Annotated in this window: 17 protein-coding genes and 1 tRNA gene; 10 read left to right on the top strand and 8 right to left on the bottom strand. The window is 68.5% G+C overall.

Features of this window, described 5'->3' with window-relative positions; genetic code table 11:
* Positions 1-199, bottom strand: a 199-nt coding sequence (locus tag F615_RS0113000; RefSeq protein WP_026330308.1) for a transposase, incomplete at its 3' end; no start/stop codon positions are given.
* Between the two features lie 144 nt (positions 200-343).
* Entirely contained in the window at positions 344-883 is a 540-nt protein-coding gene (locus F615_RS0112995; protein ID WP_019561623.1) for an NUDIX hydrolase, read from the bottom strand.
* A 16-nt stretch (positions 884-899) separates the two neighbouring features.
* Between F615_RS0112995 and trmB the strand changes: the two genes are divergently transcribed.
* Positions 900-1622 carry a tRNA (guanine(46)-N(7))-methyltransferase TrmB gene (trmB, locus tag F615_RS0112990; RefSeq protein WP_245558365.1) on the top strand — a complete coding sequence of 241 codons (723 nt, stop codon included), beginning with the start codon at positions 900-902 and terminating at the stop codon, positions 1620-1622.
* Here the strand turns inward: trmB and cysM are convergent.
* Positions 1592-2497: a cysteine synthase CysM gene (gene cysM, locus F615_RS0112985; protein WP_019561621.1), complete on the bottom strand. Its 906-nt coding sequence runs from the start codon at positions 2495-2497 to the stop codon at positions 1592-1594. The two genes, trmB and cysM, sit on opposite strands and share 31 nt — an antisense overlap.
* An 82-nt stretch (positions 2498-2579) precedes the next feature.
* Between cysM and F615_RS0112980 the strand changes: the two genes are divergently transcribed.
* Positions 2580-2666, top strand: a tRNA-Leu gene (locus tag F615_RS0112980).
* A 105-nt stretch (positions 2667-2771) separates the two neighbouring features.
* On the opposite strand, the gene F615_RS0112975 is transcribed toward F615_RS0112980, so the two are convergent.
* Entirely contained in the window at positions 2772-5900 is a 3129-nt protein-coding gene (locus F615_RS0112975; protein ID WP_019561620.1) for a transglycosylase domain-containing protein, read from the bottom strand.
* Between the two features lie 181 nt (positions 5901-6081).
* On the opposite strand from F615_RS0112975, the gene F615_RS0112970 reads away from it, so the two are divergent.
* Positions 6082-6684, top strand: coding sequence for a rhomboid family intramembrane serine protease (locus F615_RS0112970; RefSeq protein WP_019561619.1), 603 nt, complete (start codon positions 6082-6084; stop codon positions 6682-6684).
* Positions 6685-6717: 33 nt separating this feature from the next.
* Here the strand turns inward: F615_RS0112970 and F615_RS0112965 are convergent, their stop codons facing one another.
* Positions 6718-7623: an SDR family oxidoreductase gene (locus tag F615_RS0112965; RefSeq protein WP_019561618.1), complete on the bottom strand. Its 906-nt coding sequence runs from the start codon at positions 7621-7623 to the stop codon at positions 6718-6720.
* Positions 7624-7706: 83 nt separating this feature from the next.
* On the opposite strand from F615_RS0112965, the gene F615_RS0112960 reads away from it, so the two are divergent.
* Genes F615_RS0112960 through F615_RS0112950 form a run of 3 tightly spaced genes read left to right on the top strand, consistent with a single transcriptional unit; the run spans position 7707 to position 10720 of the window.
* Positions 7707-8738 (top strand): CDP-6-deoxy-delta-3,4-glucoseen reductase, encoded by a 1032-nt coding sequence (locus F615_RS0112960; RefSeq protein ID WP_019561617.1) that lies wholly within the window; start codon positions 7707-7709, stop codon positions 8736-8738.
* Between the two features lie 38 nt (positions 8739-8776).
* Positions 8777-9754: a Bug family tripartite tricarboxylate transporter substrate binding protein gene (locus F615_RS0112955; protein ID WP_019561616.1), complete on the top strand. Its 978-nt coding sequence runs from the start codon at positions 8777-8779 to the stop codon at positions 9752-9754.
* 27 nt (positions 9755-9781) lie between these two features.
* Entirely contained in the window at positions 9782-10720 is a 939-nt protein-coding gene (locus tag F615_RS0112950; RefSeq protein ID WP_019561615.1) for a LysR family transcriptional regulator, read from the top strand.
* A gap of 1 nt (position 10721) precedes the next feature.
* On the opposite strand, the gene F615_RS19485 is transcribed toward F615_RS0112950, so the two are convergent.
* Both F615_RS19485 and F615_RS0112940 read right to left on the bottom strand, forming a co-directional pair.
* Positions 10722-12155, bottom strand: coding sequence for a protein kinase domain-containing protein (locus tag F615_RS19485; RefSeq protein ID WP_019561614.1), 1434 nt, complete (start codon positions 12153-12155; stop codon positions 10722-10724).
* A 58-nt stretch (positions 12156-12213) separates the two neighbouring features.
* On the bottom strand, positions 12214-13707 hold the full coding sequence (locus F615_RS0112940; protein WP_019561613.1) for a CYTH and CHAD domain-containing protein: 1494 nt from the start codon (positions 13705-13707) through the stop codon (positions 12214-12216).
* 108 nt (positions 13708-13815) lie between these two features.
* Here F615_RS0112940 and F615_RS0112935 point away from each other — a divergent pair, with 108 nt between their 5' ends.
* The 4 genes from F615_RS0112935 (at position 13816) to panC (ending at position 16730) form a co-directional block, all read left to right on the top strand.
* Positions 13816-14025: a DUF3460 family protein gene (locus F615_RS0112935; RefSeq protein ID WP_019561612.1), complete on the top strand. Its 210-nt coding sequence runs from the start codon at positions 13816-13818 to the stop codon at positions 14023-14025.
* Between the two features lie 36 nt (positions 14026-14061).
* The gene (locus tag F615_RS0112930) at positions 14062-14931 is read left to right on the top strand and encodes a segregation and condensation protein A (protein WP_019561611.1); all 870 of its coding nucleotides are present in this window, start codon (positions 14062-14064) and stop codon (positions 14929-14931) included.
* Between the two features lie 90 nt (positions 14932-15021).
* The gene (gene panB / locus F615_RS0112925) at positions 15022-15867 is read left to right on the top strand and encodes a 3-methyl-2-oxobutanoate hydroxymethyltransferase (RefSeq protein WP_019561610.1); all 846 of its coding nucleotides are present in this window, start codon (positions 15022-15024) and stop codon (positions 15865-15867) included.
* Positions 15868-15890: 23 nt separating this feature from the next.
* A complete protein-coding gene (gene panC / locus F615_RS0112920) occupies positions 15891-16730 on the top strand; it encodes a pantoate--beta-alanine ligase (protein WP_019561609.1) in 840 nt (279 codons plus the stop codon).
* Between the two features lie 11 nt (positions 16731-16741).
* Here panC and F615_RS0112915 read toward each other — a convergent pair whose 3' ends face one another.
* Positions 16742-18583, bottom strand: a complete 1842-nt coding sequence (locus F615_RS0112915) for an esterase/lipase family protein (RefSeq protein WP_019561608.1) — start codon at positions 18581-18583, stop codon at positions 16742-16744.
* Between the last annotated feature and the right edge of the window lie 11 nt (positions 18584-18594).

Here is an 18594-nt window from a genome sequence, read left to right as displayed (position 1 = left end):
TGCGCAACATGCGTTCCAAGCCCACGGGAGGACGGCCATTGCCGGGCTTGGGGTAGTGCGGCTCGATCAACGCCACCAGCCGATTCCACGGCACGATCGTCTGCATCTCGGCCAAGAATGCGTCGCGCCGGGTGGGCTTGCGAAAACGCTCGAATCCCGCGGACGCATCGGCCGCCGCTGCCAAGGTCATCTGCTTCATGACCGTAATCATCGCCGCCCATCACCAGGGCGACAAGACGGACTACTGCCAGGCGCAGGACTTGATCAGCGTTTCCCTAGGCTCGATCGGCCTGCGGCGGATTCGGATTGTATGCGCGCAAAACCGCCGCATGACCTCCCGGCCTCACCGTGGCCGGTCGTCCATCCAGCGCACGGGATACCCGCGTGAGCGCAGCCAATCGGCCAAGGCCTGACCGGTACCTGCCGGCCAGCATCGGACCGACTCGGGGGCCAACAGCTTGTATTCGGCCAACTCCGGCGACAACACGATCTCGCCCTGAGCCACGGCGTGGTAGGCGATGATGACTTGGTTCATGCGCTGGAAGTCGTAGGCGCCGATGATGGACAACTGGGTGACCGTCAGGCCCGTTTCTTCGGCCACTTCTCGAATCACCCCCTCTTGCGGGCTTTCGCCGGCCTCCATGAAGCCGGTGATCAGCCCGAAAAAGCGACCCGGCCAAGCGGCGTTGCGTGCCAGCAGCAGCTGCCCGCCGCGGTCGGCCAGCTCGATCACCGCGGCCAACACCGGGGTGGGATTGTTCCAGTGCGTGAAGCCGCACCGTGCGCAGCGCAGACGCGATTTCTCGCCACCGTCTTCCCGCTGCGTCTGCCAAGCCAAGGGGCCAGCACACTGAGGGCAGAATTTGTAGGCTTGGGTCGTCATCGTGCACCATCGAATCGTGGAACCCCATCGTAGCGCCGTCGCCGGCCGGACGCTGTCGCGTCCGGTGCGCAGCAATCAACACGGGCCCCACCCGCGGCTGGATGAGCTGGTGCGCCGTCATCTGAGCCAGCCGTTTCGCAAGCCGCCAGCCCCGTACAGCGTGGCGGCTTTCGAGACCATCGCCCGCAGCCGGGAGGGCCGCCCCTTGGTGCTGGACAGCGCCTGCGGCACCGGCGAAAGCAGCGCCCGTCTGGCGCGTCGCCATCCGCAAGCGCTGGTGGTGGGCATCGACCAATCGGCCGAGCGCCTGGAGCGCGGACAACGCAAACTGCAGTGCGCATGGCCGCCCAATCTGCTGCTGCTGCGCGCCGACGTGAGCGATGTGTGGGCCTTGATGGCACAGGCCGGCTGGCGCGTGGAGCACCACTATTTGCTCTACCCCAACCCCTGGCCCAAGGCCGAGCATGTGATGCGCCGCTGGGGCACGCATCCGCGCTTGCCGGCTTTACTGGCGCTGGGCGGTCGCGTCGAGCTGCGCAGCAACTGGGCCATCTACGCGCAAGAGTTCGCGCACGCGTTGCACCTGGCCGGACGACAGGCCCTGCTGGACATGCCAGGGCCTGCCGAGCTGGCCGACCCGGTCTCGCCTTTCGAGCGCAAGTACCGCGATGCCGGCCACACGCTGTGGCGGGTCGTCTGCGCCGAGACTCAGGCCGGAAAGACGCCGGTGGAGAGGTAGCGATCACCGCGGTCGCACACCACGAACACGATGGTGGCGTTCTCGACGTTTTGCGCGATCTGCAGCGCCGCCCAGCATGCCCCCGCGGCCGAAATGCCGGCGAACAAGCCCTCTTCTCGGGCCAGGCGTCGGGCCATGTCCTCGGCGTCGGCCTGGCTCACGTAGATCAGTTCGTCCACCGCGCGGGGGTCATAGATCTTGGGCAGGTACTCTGGTGGCCACTTGCGAATGCCCGGGATGCGAGAGCCCTCGCTGGGCTGCGCGCCGATGATGCGCACCTGCGGGTTCTTTTCTTTCAGGTAGCGCGACACCCCCGTGATGGTGCCGGTGGTGCCCATGGCACTGACGAAATGCGTGATGGTGCCTTCGGTGTCTTCCCAAATCTCCGGGCCGGTGGTCTCGTAGTGGATGCGCGGATTGTCGGCATTGGCGAATTGGTCGAGCACCACGCCCTTGCCCTCGCGCTGCATTTGCTCGGCCAGATCGCGGGCGTACTCCATGCCGCCGGCCTTGGGCGTGAGGATGAGCTCGGCGCCGAAAGCTTTCATCGTCTGCGCCCGCTCGACGGACAGATCCTCGGGCATGATGAGCAGCATGCGGTAGCCGCGGATGGCCGCAGCCATCGCCAGCGCGATGCCGGTGTTGCCCGAGGTGGCCTCGATCAGCGTATCGCCGGGCCGGATCTGGCCCCGCTCCTCGGCTCGCCGGATCATGCTGATGGCCGGGCGGTCCTTCACCGAGCCGGCCGGGTTGTTGCCTTCGAGCTTGCCGAGGATCACATTGCCGCGGCGTTCGTTGTCGGCGCCAGGCAGGCGCTGCAATCTCACCAAGGGCGTGCGGCCGATGGCGTCTTCCAGGGTCTTGTACGTGGGCATGGCTGGGGTCTCTCCTGGCGCCATTGTGGCAGGCCTGCCAAACCTGCGCCGGACATGCCATAATCTTGGCTTGCTTTCACCCGCCCGGGTGGCGAAATTGGTAGACGCAGCAGACTCAAAATCTGCCGGTGGCAACACCGTGCCGGTTCGATTCCGGCTCCGGGCACCATGACAGCGCCTCTTCTGCCGCTTCTCATTCTTCCCAAACGCTTCCCCAGCTCTACTCAAACCTTGCCGCGACCTTGCGCCCGCAGACTTGCGCCCACAGACGGGCTCAACCCGCAGGTGCGGCATCGGCAGGCCGCGGTCGTTGTTCGGGCAGCCCACAAGGGCGACTCTCGATCCCCGGCCACAGACTCGGCAGCAGCGACTTCAGCAACTGGGTCGGCAAGGCACTGGTGAAGCGGAAGCGCTCGGCATCGGGGCCGGCCACGTACACCATCAGCACGCCATGGTGGCGTTCGCCCAACACGAAGGCAAAGCTGGCCGAGCGGTTGAGCACTTGGGAAGCCAGCACCCGGCCATCACGGCCGTGCACGGTGTAGCGGTGATCGCCGGTGCCGGTCTTGCCGCCCAGTTCCACCATCCGGCCATCGGCGCGACGCACGCTGCCCAACAGCCGTCGCGCGGTCCCCTGGGCCACCACCTCCAACAGGGCCCGACGCACCACCTGCGCCACCTCCACGGGCAACACACGCTCGGGCGCAGGCGGCCGAAGCGCCAAATGGGTTTCGTAAGGCGTGCCCACGCCAAACCGCAGTCCTTCGATGCGCACCGTGGGCAGCCGCAGGCCGTCGTTGGCGATCACGCCCATCAATTCGGCCAAGGCGGCCGGCCGGTCGCCTGAAGCGCCCAGCGCACTCGCATACGAGGGCGTCAGCGTCTCGAAGGGATAGCCCAAACGCCGCCAGCGACGGTGCAATTCCGTGAAGGCCGCTTGCTCCAACACCTGACCAATGCGCTGGTCCTGCGCGTCCTTGTGGCGCGTGCGCAAGAGCCAATCGTAGGCCTCGCGTCGGGCCTGCGCTGCGGCCTCGGCCTCTTGCATCTCGCGCAGGCTGGCTGCGGGATCGCTGCGCAATCGCGCCGCCACCCACAGCTGCAACGGGTGCACGCCAACCCGGTGGGCACGCTCGCTCAGCGACAAGCGGCCAGGGGCGGCTTGTTGGTGCAAGCGTTGCAAGGCCGCCTCGGGCAGCACCTCGCCTCCGCGGTGTCGGGCAATGAAGCGCGCCAGGCCTGCGAGATCGCCTTCGGGCTCCAAGCCGTAGTAAAGCGCAGCCAAGCGCGGCACGCTGGGCTCGCGTCCCTGCAGCAGCAGGCGCTCGACCTCCTCGGCCGGGCGCTCGCGCAAGGCCGCATGGAAGCGCGCGATGAACTGCCGCCCTTCTTGGTCGGCGAATCGTTCGAGGAAGCCTTGCCGGGCCGGATGGGTCGGGTCCTCGAACAGGCGCGGATCGAAGTCGGGTCGTTGATGCACGAGATGCTGCACCACGTCCCGCATGAGCCGGATGAAAACCAAGTTCACCGAGCGGGCGAAGGCCTCGCGCACACTCATCGTTCGATGATCGTCTTCGGGATCGAAATTGCCAAAGCGGTGCAGCCCCCCGCCGGTGAAAAAGGCCTCGGCCGGACTGGCCGAGTAGCGCCGCTCCATGGCCGCTTCGAGCAAGGTGTCCAAGCGGCGGTCGTCGGTGCTTCGCAGATGGTCGTGCACCCAGCGCGCCAAGGTATCGCTTGCCGCTGGCGCCTGCGCGGCCAAAGCAGCCGCATCCAGACCCGCCCAGCGCTCGTGCAACTGAGCCACCACCTCGAGATAGCTCACCAAGGTGCGCAGCTTGGCCGTGGACCCCATGTCGAGTCGGGCCCCGTCGTTCAGGTCGAAAGGCTGGTCGAAGTTGTCGGTCTGCACGCGCACACGGCTGACTCGACCGTCGCTCTCGAACAGCGTGAAGCTGTAGCGCAGCAGCGCTGGGTCCTCACCCTCGCGCAACAGGCGGGGCCCCACCAGGCCGGCGGCGCGCACGCCCTCGGGCGTGCTCAGCCTCGACAGCGCTTCCGTCACCGCTTGCTGCGCCTGCGCGTCGAGCGTGCTGTGCGCCACCAGGTCCAGGCGGTCCAGATCGTAGCTGCGCGACATGCCCAGCAAGCTGGCCAAGCGCATGCGCGCCGCGCTGGCAGCCTTGCGCTCGACGAAGCGGCCTGCCGAGGCGGCGGTCTGCTGCGGCAGCAGCTCCAGCGGCAGCGGCAAAGCCGCATCACGCAAAGTCGTCGGAATGACCCCATCGCGGGCGAGCAGGCGCAGATGGGCGTCGGTCAGCGCTCGCAATCCGGGCGCACGCTCGGCCAGGTAGTGCGAAGGGCGGCGCTGCGCGACGAGGAGCGACAGGGCCTGCTTGTAGGCCAGGGCCTGCTCGCGCAGCAGCACCTCGCGGTAGGCCCGAGCCTGGCCCGCGGTGGGCGGGGCGGGCCGGATCTCGCCGTCCATCAGGGACGTCAACAGGCGGTTGACCTCGTCGAAATCGCGGCCGTACCAAGCCCATAAGCCATCCCCCAGGCCGTGCACCTCGCCGACGCCGACCTGGGCGGCCAGCGGCACGGTGTTGAGGTAGTCCAGCAAGATCTGCTGCCGACGTGCCAAGGTGAGTTCACCCCCCAAGTAGGCGCGCAGCGAGGCCGAGGCCATCTGCCGCAGCTTCTCGCCGGCCGAATCGGTGCGGCCCTGGGGCGAGTGGCGGTATTTCTCGATTTGTGTGGCCAAGGTGCTGCCGCCGGCGGCAGGCTGGTCCGGATCGACGCTGCGGCGAGCCTGTTCGAGCAGGGCCTTGCCAAGTCGGTCCCATTCGATCGCAGGATTCAGATACGGTCGCGTGGGATCGAGCAGCTCGCGGTTTTCGATGTAGAGCAGGCTGTCGGCCAGCACCCGAGGGATGGATGACACGTCGGGATACACCCGCTGGGGATGGAGACTGGCGGCAAGGGTGTCGCCGCGGCAGTCGAGCACCTGCAGGCCCGCTTGGCTTTTTTCCGGGTAGATCGTGAACAGGCCCCAGTCGTGCAGCTCGATCAGCTTGGGCGACCAGCGGGCCTGGGCCTGTACCTCGAAGCCACGCGCCGACAGCCGCTCGATGAGGTGCGGCAAGCCGTGGTAGCCCAGGCGCACATCGTAGGGCCCGTCCGCAGGAAACCGAATGGCTGGGCTGCGCCCGGGCAGCACCTGGACATGCAACTGGGTGGCCAGATCGGACAACCAGCGGGCCTGGACCCGCGAGGACTGCATCTCGCGGGTCACGCCGCGCCAAGCCACCAAGACGACCAGACCGAGCAGCCCAGCGACGGCCAAACGCCAGCCCCAGGGCCCAAGCCCCACGAACCGAAGACGCTGCACGGCGCGCGCAGACATCGAGGCTCCCCGTCACCTTCCGTTGTGTATGCCAAAGATAACGCGACGAAGACCCCGTGTGCGCATCCCGCCGCCCCACCCCCCTTACGCTCAGGGGCATGGCCCAGAGACCTCAGGCGCACCGACCCGCGGCCTTCGCCGCTATGATGCCTGGCACCACTGCCCACAACGACCACGCCTCATGCCCCCATTGCCCCCCGTCACCAAGGCGCTGCTCCTGGCCAACGTGGCCGCTTTCTCGCTCGACATGCTGCTGGGCCTGACGCTGACGCGCGTGTTCGCGCTGTGGCCGCTGCTGAGCGACTTTTTCATGCCCTGGCAGGTCGTGACCTATGCCTTCCTGCATGGCGGCATCGGTCACTTGTTCTTCAACATGCTGGGCCTGTGGATGTTCGGCAGCGAGCTCGAACGCCTATGGGGACAGCGCCGCTATGTGCACTTCCTGCTGGCCAGTGTGCTGGCCGCTGCGGCCTTGCAGCTCGTGGTCACTTACCTCAGCGGCGCACGCTATCCGACCGTGGGCGCCTCCGGCGGGCTGTTCGGCTTGCTGTTGGCCTTCGGCATGATGTTTCCCAACCGCATCATCGTGCCGTTGTTCCCGCCGATCCCGATGAAGGCCAAATACTTCGTGGCTCTGTTTGGCGCCCTGGAACTCATCTTCGGCATGTCTGGCACGGCCTCGGGCATCGCCCATTTCGCCCATCTGGGCGGGATGTTGGGCGGTTTCTTGATGATCCAGTATTGGCGTGGCAAGCCGCCCTTTCCACGAGGCCGCCGGTTTTGAGCACGGCCGAGGGGCGTGTGGGCCCCAGACGGCTCAAGCCAGCAAGCCCTCGCGCACCGTCGGGTAGCGCAATCGCAGGCGCAGCTCACGCAGCAGCCGGCCGTTGTCCAGCCGACGCGATTCGCTCATGAAGGACAGCAGCGTGGGCGCCAACTGCTCGCAAGCCTGGGTTCGGCTGATCCGTGGGGGCCGAGGCAGCCCGCACAGATCGGCCGCCAGGTCGAAGTAGTCCCCCATCTTCAACTCGGTATGGTCACACACATGCACCACCCGTTGCGGCTTGCCACGCGCGATCGCCGCCACGCAGGCACGGGCCAAGTCGTCGGCGTGGATGTGGTTGGTGTAGACATCGTCCTCGGGGCGCAGCACCGGCGTGCCGCGCAGCAAGCGGTCGCGCGGATGGCCGCCGGGACGGTCGCCCGCATAGATGCCGGGAATGCGCAAGACGGTCACGCGCACACCGAAGACCCGCCCGAACCCCCGCACTCGGGCCTCGGCATCGACGCGGCGCCGGGCGCGGTCCGAGCAGGGCGCCACAGGGCGCGTCTCGTCGAAACGCAGCCCCTGAGCATCTCCGTAGACCCCGGTGGTGCTGGCATAGACGAGACAGCGCGGCGCGCTGCGGCGAGCCAGCGCGTGCAGCAACGCGCCGGTGCGCGGGTCGGTACAGCCTCGGCCCGGTGGTGGCGCCAGGTGCAGCACCACATCGGCCAGGCCGGCCAGACGGCTCAAGCTGGCCGGTTCGTCCAGATTGCCCACCAGAGGCACGGCCCCGGCCGCCCGCAAGGCGGCCACGCGGCTGGGCTGCGAGGTCAGCGCCCACACCTTCCAACGTGGCACCAACAAACGCACCACCCGCAAGCCAACATCGCCGCAACCGACGATGAGCACACGCGGACGACGCAGCAGACGGGGCAGAGCAAGCGAGGGCTGGACCATGACAGACAGACCGGCCGCTGGCCCACCAAGGGGCTTTGCACCAGCGGGCAAAATAAGAGGTTTCCCAGTTTACGAGGCTTGCCATGACCTTCACCGTGACCGTGCAGCCCAGTGGCCACACCTTCACCGTCGAGCGCGACGAAGCCGTGCTGGCCGCCGCGATCCGTCAGGGCGTGGGCCTGCCCTATGGCTGCAAAGATGGAGCCTGCGGCTCGTGCAAAAGCCGCCTGAAAGACGGGCGCGTGATCCACGGCGCTCATCAGCTCAAGGCCTTGAGCCCTGCCGAGGAAGAAGCCGGCTACATCCTCACCTGCTGTGCCACGCCCCAAACCGACCTGGTGATCGAGTCGCGGGAAGTGGTCGGTGCCGGTCAGTTCCCGATCAAGAAGATGCCCTGCCGCGTCAGCCGCATCGACAAGCCCGCCCCCGATGTGGCCGTGCTCAAGCTGCAGTTGCCGGCCAATGACCGCCTGCAGTACCACGCGGGGCAGTACGTGGAATTCATCTTGCGCGATGGCTCCCGCCGCAGCTACTCGATGGCCAACGCACCGCACACGCAGGAGACGCAGCCGGGCATCGAACTGCACATCCGCCACATGCCCGGCGGCAAGTTCACCGACCATGTGTTCGGCGCGATGAAGGAAAAAGACATCCTGCGCATGGAAGGCCCCTTTGGCAGCTTCTTCCTGCGGGAAGACAGCGACAAGCCCATCGTGCTGCTGGCCTCGGGCACCGGCTTTGCGCCGATCAAGGCCATCCTCGAGCACATGGAACACAAGGCATTGGCACGCCCCACCGTGCTGTACTGGGGCTGTCGTCGCCGCGCCGACCTCTATCTGGACGACTGGGCCCAGGCCGCCGCTGCTCGCCTGCCCTGGCTGCGCTACGTGCCGGTACTGTCCGAACCCACGGCCGAGGATGCCTGGAGCGGTCGCACCGGCTTCGTGCACCAGGCCGTGATGGCCGATTGGCCGGATTTGTCGGGCCACCAGGTCTACGCCTGCGGCGCACCGGTGATGGTCGAGTCGGCCCGGCGCGACTTCGTGGCGCACTGCGGATTGCCCGAAGACGAGTTCTACGCCGACGCCTTCACCTCCGAAGCCGACAAGCACTGAGTCGCGAACATCGCTCGATCGCCCACGAGGAGACCACCATGAATCGTCGCAATTGGCTGCTGGCCCATGCCGCCTTGGGGGCCACGCTAGCCTGGCCCGGTCTGATCCAGGCGCAGACGCGCCCCGTGCGCCTGGTCGTGCCCTACCCGGCCGACGGCCCATTGGATACCGTGGCACGGTTGCTGGCCGACAAGGCCAAGGACGGCCTCGGCCCGGTGATCGTGGAAAACCGCCCTGGAGCGGGCGGCAACCTGGGCGCCGATCATGTGGCCAAATCCGCCCCGGACGGCCACACCCTGGTGATGGGGGCGGTGGCCACCCATGCCATCAATCCCTGGCTGTACGCGCGGATGCCTTACGACCCGATCCGCGACTTCGCACCGATCACCCTGGTGGCGCGCGTGCCCAATGTGCTGGTGATGAACACCGAGACCGCACAGCGCTTGAAGATCGGCAGCGTCGCCGACCTCATCGCCTATGCCCGGTCGCACCCGGGACGGCTGAACTACGGCTCGGGCGGCAATGGCAGCGCCGGGCACTTGGCTGGCGAAATGTTCAAGGCCCAGGCCAAGGTGAGCATGGTGCACATTCCCTATGCCGGCGCCGCGCCGGCCCAACTCGGCCTGCTGGCCGGACAAGTGGACCTGAACTTCGACAACCTCGCCGCCGCAGCGGCCAACATCCGTGCCGGCCGCCTCAAGGCCCTGGCCGTGACGACCGCGCAGCGCTCCAGCGCGATGCCCGAGCTGCCCACCATCGCCGAATCCGGCTTGCGGGGCTTTGCGGTGGACACCTGGTTCGGCCTGTTCGCCCCTGGCGGCACGCCGGCCGACGTGGTGCGACGGCTCAACGAGGTCTTCGTCAAGGCCCTGCAAGATGCAGAGGTCAAAGCCCGTTTCGCCCAGCTGATGGCCGAGCCCTCGCCCACCACGCCTGCACAGTTCGCTGCCTTCGTCCAGGCCGAGCTGGCGAAGTACGAGAAGGTCGTCAAAGCCAGCGGCGCCACGCTGCACTGAGCGCGCACCGCGCACCGGGCCCCGCGCATGGATCTGCGCGACATCGACCTCAACCTGCTGCGCATCTTCGATGCGGTGTATCAGCAGCGCAATGTGAGCCGTGCGGCCGACATGCTGGGCCTGTCGCAGCCGGCGGTCAGTCACGGCATCACCCGCTTGCGCCTGCTGCTGGGCGATGCGCTGTTCGTGCGCATTGCCGGTGGCGTGGCCCCCACGGCCAAGGCCGATGCCCTGGCCGGTGGCGTGCGTCAGGCGCTACAGCTCATCGAGGAAGCCTTGCACGCCAGCGGCGGCTTCGATCCGGCCTGCGCGCGCAAGACCTTCCGCATCCACATGAGCGACATCGGCGAAGGCGTTTTCTTGCCGGCGTTGATGCATGCGGTGCGCGCCGTCGCGCCCCAGGTGCGCATCGAGACGCATCAGCTCGAATACGGTCAGATCCAGGACGCCTTGGATACCGGCAAGATCGACCTGGCCTTCGGTTATCTGCCCGGCGTGGATGCCACCGAACGCTGGGATTTGCTGCACGAGAAATACGTGGTGCTCACCCGCGCCGATCACCCGCTGCTGCGTGAGCCGCCCACGCGCGACTGGCTGGCGCGCATGGACTACATCGTGGTGCGCCAGCACACCGAAACCTCGCGCGTGCTGCACACCTTGGGCTTGCAAGACCGCATCCGCCTGAGCATCCCGCATTTCATGGTGATTCCGTCCATCGTGCGCGAAACCGACCTGGCCGTCATCGTGCCGCGCCGCACCGCCCTGACCTTTGCGCGCGGCGGCACGCTGGGCGTGGTGGAGCCCGAGATCGACCTGCCGGCCTTCACCGTGGCCTTGCACTGGAGCCATCGCTTCCACAACGATCCGGGCAATCGCTGGCTGCGCGAGCTGGCCATCGAACTGTTCGGCGAGCTCGATGGGCGCCCTCCGCGGGCGCCCACCTTCGTGGAGTCCTCTCCCGCCTGAGCTAGCGTGAGGCCGCCTGCGGCGCGCGCACCTCGGGGGCAGAGGCCGAGTTCGGACTTGCCGCAGCCGCGGTCGAGGAGGCCGCATCGTCCACGCGGGCGGGCGCGTCTTCCCACCTCGGGCCAAGCCCTGGGGCGGGAGCCGATGGCGCTGGCGGATCCAGGAACCACACAGCGACGAACATCACGGCCAGGGCTGCCCCGACCAAGGCCTGGCGCCAGCGTTGAAACCAGGACAGCACCGCCCCCTCGGAGCGGGGCAAGCGCCAGCGGGCCAAGTGCTCAGGCGGAAGCGCAGACGCCGTGGCCTGCGCCTCCTGCGAGGCCGTGGCGGCCGGGGTCGGCTCCAGGGGCATCGGCCGCGACCGCGCGAGCGGCGGCGCGGCGACGGCGGCCTCGGCCGGCGGAGGCGGCCGGTGGCCGGGCATGCCCGTGGCGGCCTGGAAGGCCGCCGGCGCCGCCGAGGGCCAGCCCCCCAGGCGGGCGCCGGCTCGCTCGCCGAGCCGGGCACGGAACTCCGCCACACTGCGCGGCCGCTCGCGCGGGGCCGGCAGCAAGGCCGCATCCAGCGCTTCGAGCAAAGCCGAGGCATAGGGCCGCTGAGGCCAAGCCCCGCACAGCCGGCGCAACAGCTCATCCATCGATTCCAGCCGCCGCCCGGCGGCCACCTGCGCGGCCGGCGGAGGCACCATGCCGGTCATCCACCAGCGCAGCACCGCCGCCAAGGCATACAGATCGCTCCAGGGACCGGGCTGGTGCTCACCGATCGAGACACTCAGCTCCGGCGGGGCAAAGGACGGCTCCAGCCGCGCCATCAACGTCTCGACCAGATCGCTGGCCGAGGCCCGGCTGGCATGGCCGGGCCCGAGCAACACCGGCTGCCCATCGGGACGCAGCAAGATGTTGGACGGCCGCACGGCCCCATGCACTTGCCCCGTGGCATGAAAGGCCTCCAGCGCCCCCAGCAGCGGCTCGAGCACCTGCAACACCTGCGCTTCGGAAGGCATCCACTGCGGCGACTCGCGGGTTTGCGACAGTGGCTTGCCCGGGATGAAGGGCATCACACAACGGACCATGCCCTCGGTGTGCGCCAAGCGCAACACGCGCACCAGGGCGGGATGCTCGCAACGGGCCAGCAAACGCGCCTCGCCGATGAAGGCTCGCCGCCCGGCCTCCCAGGCCTGGACATCCCGCCCTGGCTGCGGATGCACCAGGCCGTTGGCATCGCGCCAGGCCAGATGCAACGGGAAGTACTCTTTGATCGCCACCGGCAGCTCCAGGGCATGGTCGGTGGCCAGATAGACCACCCCCGTGCCCGACTCGCTCAAAACCCGTTCGATCTCGAACTCGCCCCAGTGGGTGCCCGCCGGCAAGACACGCGGGCCGGCCGGCACCGGCTCGTGGATCGCGGCAGTGGACGGGCCATCGACGGGCATGCGGATGCGCAGAATGGGCAGCAGACCCCGTGAGCCTAACAGGCTGCCAGCCGGGCGGTCATCCCGGTCGCTTGCCGCGCAGGGTCTTCCAGAAGCGCGGCGCCTCGGCCAAGGACGCCAAACTCGCCTGGCACACCGGCCACAGCGCCTCGCGCCGCGCCGTCAGCCAGCCGCGCGCGTACCAGGCCCATGGCGCATCGACATCGGCCAGCCGGGCGCCAGCGATTGCGGCATCATGGAGTTGGCCCAAGCAGTCCTGAGCCGCCGCCAGCGCACGCCGGTAGCCTTTGACCGCACCCGCCTCATACAGATCGGCGGCGAAGTCCACCGCATAGCGCAGGCGCTTGATGCGCTTGCGCAAGGCATGCCGTTGCGCATCGTCCATGGCCGAGAAGCCGGCAGCCTGCGCCACCACCGCACGGTGCCAAGAGCGCAAACGCTTGGTGGCCAAGGGCGCAAAGGGCACCTCCCCGCCCGGCCCGGGCCCGGCCAGACGCCAGCGCAGCAACTGCAACCACAAGCGCTGGGCCTCGGCGCTGCGCAACGCCTCGGCCACCCCGTCCGAGCCCGCCGGCATGCGCATGGCCGACTCCGGAGGCGACACCCCCGCTGCGGCCCACACCGGGCCGAGCAGGGCGGCAGCCACATCGCGGTCACGGGCCAGGCCCAGCCGGGCAAAGATGGCGCGCGCGGCCTCCTGGGCCGCTGCGGTGTCGGGCACGCCGGGCCAGCCGTCGAAAAAGCGCAGCGCCGTGCGCAGGCGCCGCAAGGCCACGCGGGCTTGGTGCACCTGCTCGACCCGGTGCTGTGCCGCCTGCGGGTCGTCATGCGCCAGCTCGCAGACATTGGGGCCCACATGCGCCCATATGGCCGCCAGCACCGCCTGCCAGGCCTGGGCGAGCGTTGCTCGGCGCGGCAAGGTCACGGCCCGGGCCGGCGTGGCCGGCACGCTGAGCAGCCCTTGGGCCAAGCGATCCCCTCGCTCGGCTTTGGAGTGGATGTCCAGCCACAGGCCGAAGCGCGCCATCCAGTGCTCCGCCACCTCCAGCACGGCCTCGGGCGCACCGTCGAGCAGCTCGATCTCGAATTCGCACACGGGCCAGCGGCGCTCACCGCTGCGGATCTCGCCCAGGTCGAAAGCCAGCTCCACGTGCCCCAGACGATGCTCGATGCGGCAGGCCCGGCGCCACACCTCGGTGCGGTACGTCTCGGCCAGGGGGCCGGCGCGGCGCACCAGGGCCAGCAGACGATCGCCCGGCGATGTGCCGGCATGGCGGGTCGGATCGACCATGGGCGGCATCGACCTCAGCCTCACGTCATGCTCGAAGCGCCTCCAGGCATCGGTTTCCGCGGCTTTGAGCGTCTGCACCCAGTGCCGGCCCTCCTTGCGCAGCCGCAGGGCCAGGCCGGCTTGCGCCAACTCGCGCCCCGGGGTGTCGAAGTAAGCCGCCTGCAAGCGGACCCGCCGCGTCGCGCCGCGCTGCCGCAATGCCGCCTCCAGCGCCGACCGCTGCGGCCACGGCACCTGAAACTTGAGTTCGAACTCCTGCATGACTGCCCCACGCTGCGGGCGACGCCCGAGGCGCCGCAGACCGCTCCATGCCGCCGCCCCGGTAAAATCGTAGGCTTCACTTTAGCGGCCCCGTGCCGCCCGTCCACCATGCCGCTCTTCTGGAAGCCCTACAAGTCCGACGTCACGAAGTTCATCGAGGAACTCAAGGCCAGGAAGCCCACGCTCGAAGAGGAGCAGCGCCGCGGCCGCGCGCTGCTGTGGGATCGCCAGATCGACCGCGAGGCCCAAAGCGAGTTCCAGCGCGCCCGCGTGCCGCAGCAGGCCTACGTCTATCAAACCAAGGGGCTGGGGCAGTAAGCCCCTGCACGCCGCCCCCGACACCGCGCCTGCCCCGTGAGCGACGCCATCGTGGCCTCCGAGGTCGCCCCCGCCGCATCGGCGCTGAAAGCGGGCGACGACGGCCTGCCCCAAGTCGTCGACGGCGTGGCCGCCGTGGCCAAGCTCTACGGCAACCCGCTGTTCGAGCTGCCCCAAGACCTCTACATCCCGCCCGATGCGCTGGAGGTCTTTCTAGAGGCCTTCGAAGGCCCGCTGGATCTGCTGCTCTACCTGATCCGCAAGCAGAATTTCAACATCCTCGACATTCCGCTGGCCGACGTGACGCGCCAGTACCTGAGCTACGTCGAGCAAATTCGCAGCCGCAACCTCGAGCTGGCCTCGGAATACCTGCTGATGGCAGCCATGCTGATCGAGATCAAATCGCGCATGCTGCTGCCGCCGAAAAAGACCGAGGACGGCGAGGAACCCGAGGACCCGCGCGCCGAATTGGTCCGCCGCCTGCTCGAATACGAGCAGATCAAGCTGGCGGCCGCCAAGCTCGATCAACTGCCCGTGCTGGGCCGCGACTTCCTGCGGGCCCAGGTCTACATCGAGCAGGCGCTGCAACCGCGCTTTCCCGAGGTCAGCGTGCAGGACCTGCGCGAGGCCTGGGCCGACATCCTCAAGCGCGCCAAACTGGTGCAGCATCACAAAATCACCCGCGAGCAGCTGTCGGTGCGAGAGCACATGAGCCTGGTGCTGCGCACCTTGCAAGGGCGCCGCTTCATGGAATTCCACGAGCTCTTCGACCCCAGCCGCGGCCCCCAGGTGGTCGTGGTCACCTTCATCGCGATGTTGGAACTGGCCCGGGAACGCCTGATCGAAATCACCCAGGCCGAGGCCTATGCCCCCATCTATGTCAGGCTGGCCTATCAGCCTGCGTGATGTCATAGCAATGGCATTTGGTGCATCGCAACGAAGATCGCGTGCGCCTGGCTAGAATCCGCGCACTTTCTCACGGAGCCGGTGCCCGCGATGAGCAGCCATGCGTCCCCCGCCGACGAGTCTTCCGCCAGCGCTCGCAAGCCGCTGAGCCTGTTTCGCCTGCGCGAGATGCACGCCGCAGGCGAAAAGATCGCCATGCTCACCTGCTATGACGCCAGTTTCGCCCGCGTGCTCGATGAGGCCGGCGTGGACTGCCTGCTGGTGGGCGATTCGCTGGGCATGGTGTTGCAGGGCCACACCAGCACCGTGCCGGTCACGTTGGACGAGGTGGTCTATCACACCCGCTGCGTGGCGCGCGGCAATCGCAGCGCCTGGCTGATCGCCGATCTGCCTTTCGGCAGCTACCAAGCCGGCCGCGAACAAGCCCTGGCCTCCAGCGTGAGGCTGATGCAAGCCGGCGCCCAGATGGTCAAACTCGAAGGCGGCGGTTGGACCGCCGAGACCGTGCACTTCCTCACCGAGCGCGGCATCCCGGTGTGCGCCCATCTCGGTCTGACGCCGCAAAGCGTGTTTGCCTTGGGGGGCTATCGCGTGCAAGGGCGCAGCGATGCGGCCGCCGCCACGCTGCGAGCGCATGCGCGGGAACTGGCCGACGCCGGTGCGGCCATGCTGGTGCTCGAGCTGGTGCCGGCCGAGCTGGCCGCGCAGGTCAGCGCCGAGAACCCGCAGCTGCTGACCATCGGCATCGGAGCCGGCGCGGCCTGTGCCGGTCAGGTGCTGGTGCTGCACGACATGCTGGGCATCACGCGTGGCAAGCTGCCGCGCTTCGTGCGCAACTTCATGGCCGAAGCCCATGATGTCGAGGCAGCCGTGCGCCTGTACGTCTCGGAAGTCAAGGCTGGCCGCTTCCCCCATCCCGAACATCACAGCTACTGAGCCCCACCAAGGGTCGCAACGCCATGCGCATCGTCCACACCATCGCCGAACTGAGGCAAGCCCTGGCCGGCAGCACCCACACCACGTTCGTGCCCACCATGGGCAATTTGCACGAGGGCCACTTGTCACTCGTGCGGCTGGCCAAGGAACATGGCGGCCCGGTGGTGGCCAGCATCTTTGTCAACCGGCTCCAGTTCGCTCCGCACGAGGATTTCGACACCTACCCGCGCACCCTCGAACGCGACTGCGAGCTGCTGCGCAGCGTGGGCTGCAACCTGGTCTTCGCCCCGAGTGAGGCCGAGCTCTACCCCGAGCCGCAGGTCTACACCGTGCAGCCGCCGGCGGCACTGGCCGGCATCTTGGAAGGCGAGTTCCGCCCGGGTTTCTTCACCGGCGTGTGCACCGTGGTGCTCAAGCTCTTTCACTGCGTGCAGCCGCGCGTGGCCGTCTTCGGCAAAAAGGACTACCAGCAGCTGCTGGTGGTGCGACGCATGGTGCAGCAGCTGGCCCTGCCCATCGAGATCGTCGCAGGCGAGACCGCCCGCGCCGACGACGGCCTGGCGCTGTCTTCGCGCAACGGCTACCTCAGCGAGACCGAACGGGCCGAAGCGGTGCAATTGTCGATGACGCTCAAAGAGGTGCAACTCCGGCTGCGCCGGGGAGAACGCGATCTGGCGGCTGTCGAATCCGCCGCGATGGACCACTTGCGCCAACGCGGCTGGCAGCCCGATTACGTGAGCGTGCGCCGGCGCACCGACCTGCTGCCGCCCACGCCCGAGCAACTGGCCGGCGGCGAACCGCTGGTGGTGCTGGCTGCCGCGCGCCTGGGCCGCACCCGGCTGATCGACAACCTGGAGCTGTGAGGCGCGGCGGCTCAGCCGCCGCCGGCAACGGACAAAGCCCGCTGCAGCGCCGCACGGATCTGCGCCACGGTCGGCGGGTGCGCGAAATAGCCGGTGTGGAACACCGGTGAGGCATCGTAGACCTCGGGCAGCCCTTGCGGTGCGGACGAATGCAGGGGCACGATGCCATCTCCATCGGCCTCCAACCCCCCCAGGTCCTCCACGAGGCGGTGCCAGAAGCGACCGTCCAACGGCAGCCCCCGCTCGGGTGCCCACTGCGAGCCCCAAGCGATCAAGCCTTCCGGCCAGGACTGGTCTTTGGCCATGCGGGCCACCCCGCTGGGCTCCACGTCCTTGAAGCCCGGGGGAATGTCATAGGCCAAGGCCCGCTCCAGGATCAGCAAATCGGTGTTTTGGCGCGCATCGAGCACGTCGGAAGCCACGTCGCGAAACACCCCCAGCAGCACGCTCAGTCCGGCCCAACGGCGCCCGATCTGGCGAAACACCATCGTCCCCAGATGCGGACTGCCGGCCGTCAAGGCGCAAATGGTCCATTGCGGCCAGCGTTGGCGCAGGCGCGGCAAGGCGAACCGGGCCACATTGCCGCCGCGCGAATGCGCCAGCAACACCAAGGTGCCGCGTTCGGCGGCGCCGAGCACCTGCCGCTCCAACGCATCGACGAGCTGATCGACATTGCGCGCCACGCGCAAAAAAGTGTCGTGCTCGAAGCGCCAGACACAGTGCCCGTCGAGCATGGGCAGCCCCCGCCACAGACCGGCCGAGGCTGCGGAGGGATCTTCGGGCAACCACGCCGCCCAGCTGCTGCGTGCAGACGTCAATCCCCCATGCAGCAACACCACGTGCGCCATCGTCACACCCGCTTGGGCCGGTGGCCGATGCGCCGTGGCCGGACGCGAGGCCGGCGCCAAGCGAGCGCCCGTCTTCACGGCCTGCGCCAGTTCGGCCTCGGTGGGAAGCGGCATGCCCAAGGCCTGTGCCCAGTACGCCTCGTCGGAGCGCAAGCGCCGCTCGAAGGTCGGGTCGCGGTCCACCCAGGGCCGCTTCCAGCCCAGCCGACGCAAAAGGCGCTGGGCCAGGCGCAGACACCAGCCGATCGATCCTTCTTGCCGTTCGAAGCTGATGATCGGCACGGCCACCAGCAAGCCCACGCCCGGGCGCAGCGTGCGCCGCACCCGCACGGCAGCGGCCTCCTCGACCGGCACCAGCCACCTCACCTTGCCGCGCTTGAACTGCAAGATGTCCTCGGACGCCCCCACGCCATCACCACGGAAACTGCACGGGGACCAGATTTCAGGGCCGTCCCCGTCGGGATCGCGCAGGCCGCAGCCGCCCCAGTAGACATGCGTCTCCACCTCGAGCTGCACGGTCACACGCCGACGCCGCCAAGCCGCCGGCAGCTGCTCGGCCAGCTCCTGAACCAAGGCTTGGGCGTTGTCGGCCAGCGGCAGGCGCATGTTCAACGGGGTGTCCTGACGCCGCACCAGCGGCGCCATCCACCAAACGTCCGGATGCCACAGGTGCAGGCGTTGCGTGAGTGCAGCGGCCTGCGGCGCAGGAGAAGGGGCGCCCGGGCTCGCTGGCGCCGGCCCACTGGCGGCCAGACGCTCGCCGTCCTGGCTCATGCGCAGCTCGTGCTCCAATTGGCGTTCGATGCCTTCGACGAAGCGCGCCAGCTGCGGCGAATACCATTGGTCACGCACCGCGCGGAAGCGATCGAGCAGCTCGCGCGCATTCAGCCGCCCTTCGACGCGTTGGACGATCGGACGCCGCCCCGCCTTGGCATGCAGGCCGCTTGGCCCCTGCGGCCAGACATCGCCGTCGAGCTCGAATTCCAGGTCCACTGCGCAGGCCATGGCCAGCCCGA

The sequence above is a fragment of the Caldimonas manganoxidans ATCC BAA-369 genome (assembly GCF_000381125.1).
GTDB lineage: Bacteria > Pseudomonadota > Gammaproteobacteria > Burkholderiales > Burkholderiaceae_C > Caldimonas > Caldimonas manganoxidans.
The sequence above is the reverse complement of the archived record's forward strand: the minus strand, read 5'-3'. Positions and strand labels throughout refer to the sequence as shown.

Bases quoted from the DNA above. Each gene is read 5' to 3' on its own strand.
- cysM (WP_019561621.1), bottom strand. From the start codon at position 2,497: ATGCCCACGTACAAGACCCTGGAAGACGCCATCGGCCGCACGCCCTTG.
- F615_RS0112960 (WP_019561617.1), top strand. From the start codon at position 7,707: ATGACCTTCACCGTGACCGTGCAGCCCAGTGGCCACACCTTCACCGTC.
- F615_RS19485 (WP_019561614.1), bottom strand. From the start codon at position 12,155: ATGCCCGTCGATGGCCCGTCCACTGCCGCGATCCACGAGCCGGTGCCG.
- F615_RS0112955 (WP_019561616.1), top strand. From the start codon at position 8,777: ATGAATCGTCGCAATTGGCTGCTGGCCCATGCCGCCTTGGGGGCCACG.
- panC (WP_019561609.1), top strand. From the start codon at position 15,891: ATGCGCATCGTCCACACCATCGCCGAACTGAGGCAAGCCCTGGCCGGC.
- F615_RS0112975 (WP_019561620.1), bottom strand. From the start codon at position 5,900: ATGTCTGCGCGCGCCGTGCAGCGTCTTCGGTTCGTGGGGCTTGGGCCC.
- F615_RS0112950 (WP_019561615.1), top strand. From the start codon at position 9,782: ATGGATCTGCGCGACATCGACCTCAACCTGCTGCGCATCTTCGATGCG.
- F615_RS0112940 (WP_019561613.1), bottom strand. From the start codon at position 13,707: ATGCAGGAGTTCGAACTCAAGTTTCAGGTGCCGTGGCCGCAGCGGTCG.
- panB (WP_019561610.1), top strand. From the start codon at position 15,022: ATGAGCAGCCATGCGTCCCCCGCCGACGAGTCTTCCGCCAGCGCTCGC.
- F615_RS0112970 (WP_019561619.1), top strand. From the start codon at position 6,082: ATGCCCCCATTGCCCCCCGTCACCAAGGCGCTGCTCCTGGCCAACGTG.
- F615_RS0112995 (WP_019561623.1), bottom strand. From the start codon at position 883: ATGACGACCCAAGCCTACAAATTCTGCCCTCAGTGTGCTGGCCCCTTG.
- F615_RS0112965 (WP_019561618.1), bottom strand. From the start codon at position 7,623: ATGGTCCAGCCCTCGCTTGCTCTGCCCCGTCTGCTGCGTCGTCCGCGT.
- F615_RS0112935 (WP_019561612.1), top strand. From the start codon at position 13,816: ATGCCGCTCTTCTGGAAGCCCTACAAGTCCGACGTCACGAAGTTCATC.
- F615_RS0112915 (WP_019561608.1), bottom strand. From the start codon at position 18,583: ATGGCCTGCGCAGTGGACCTGGAATTCGAGCTCGACGGCGATGTCTGG.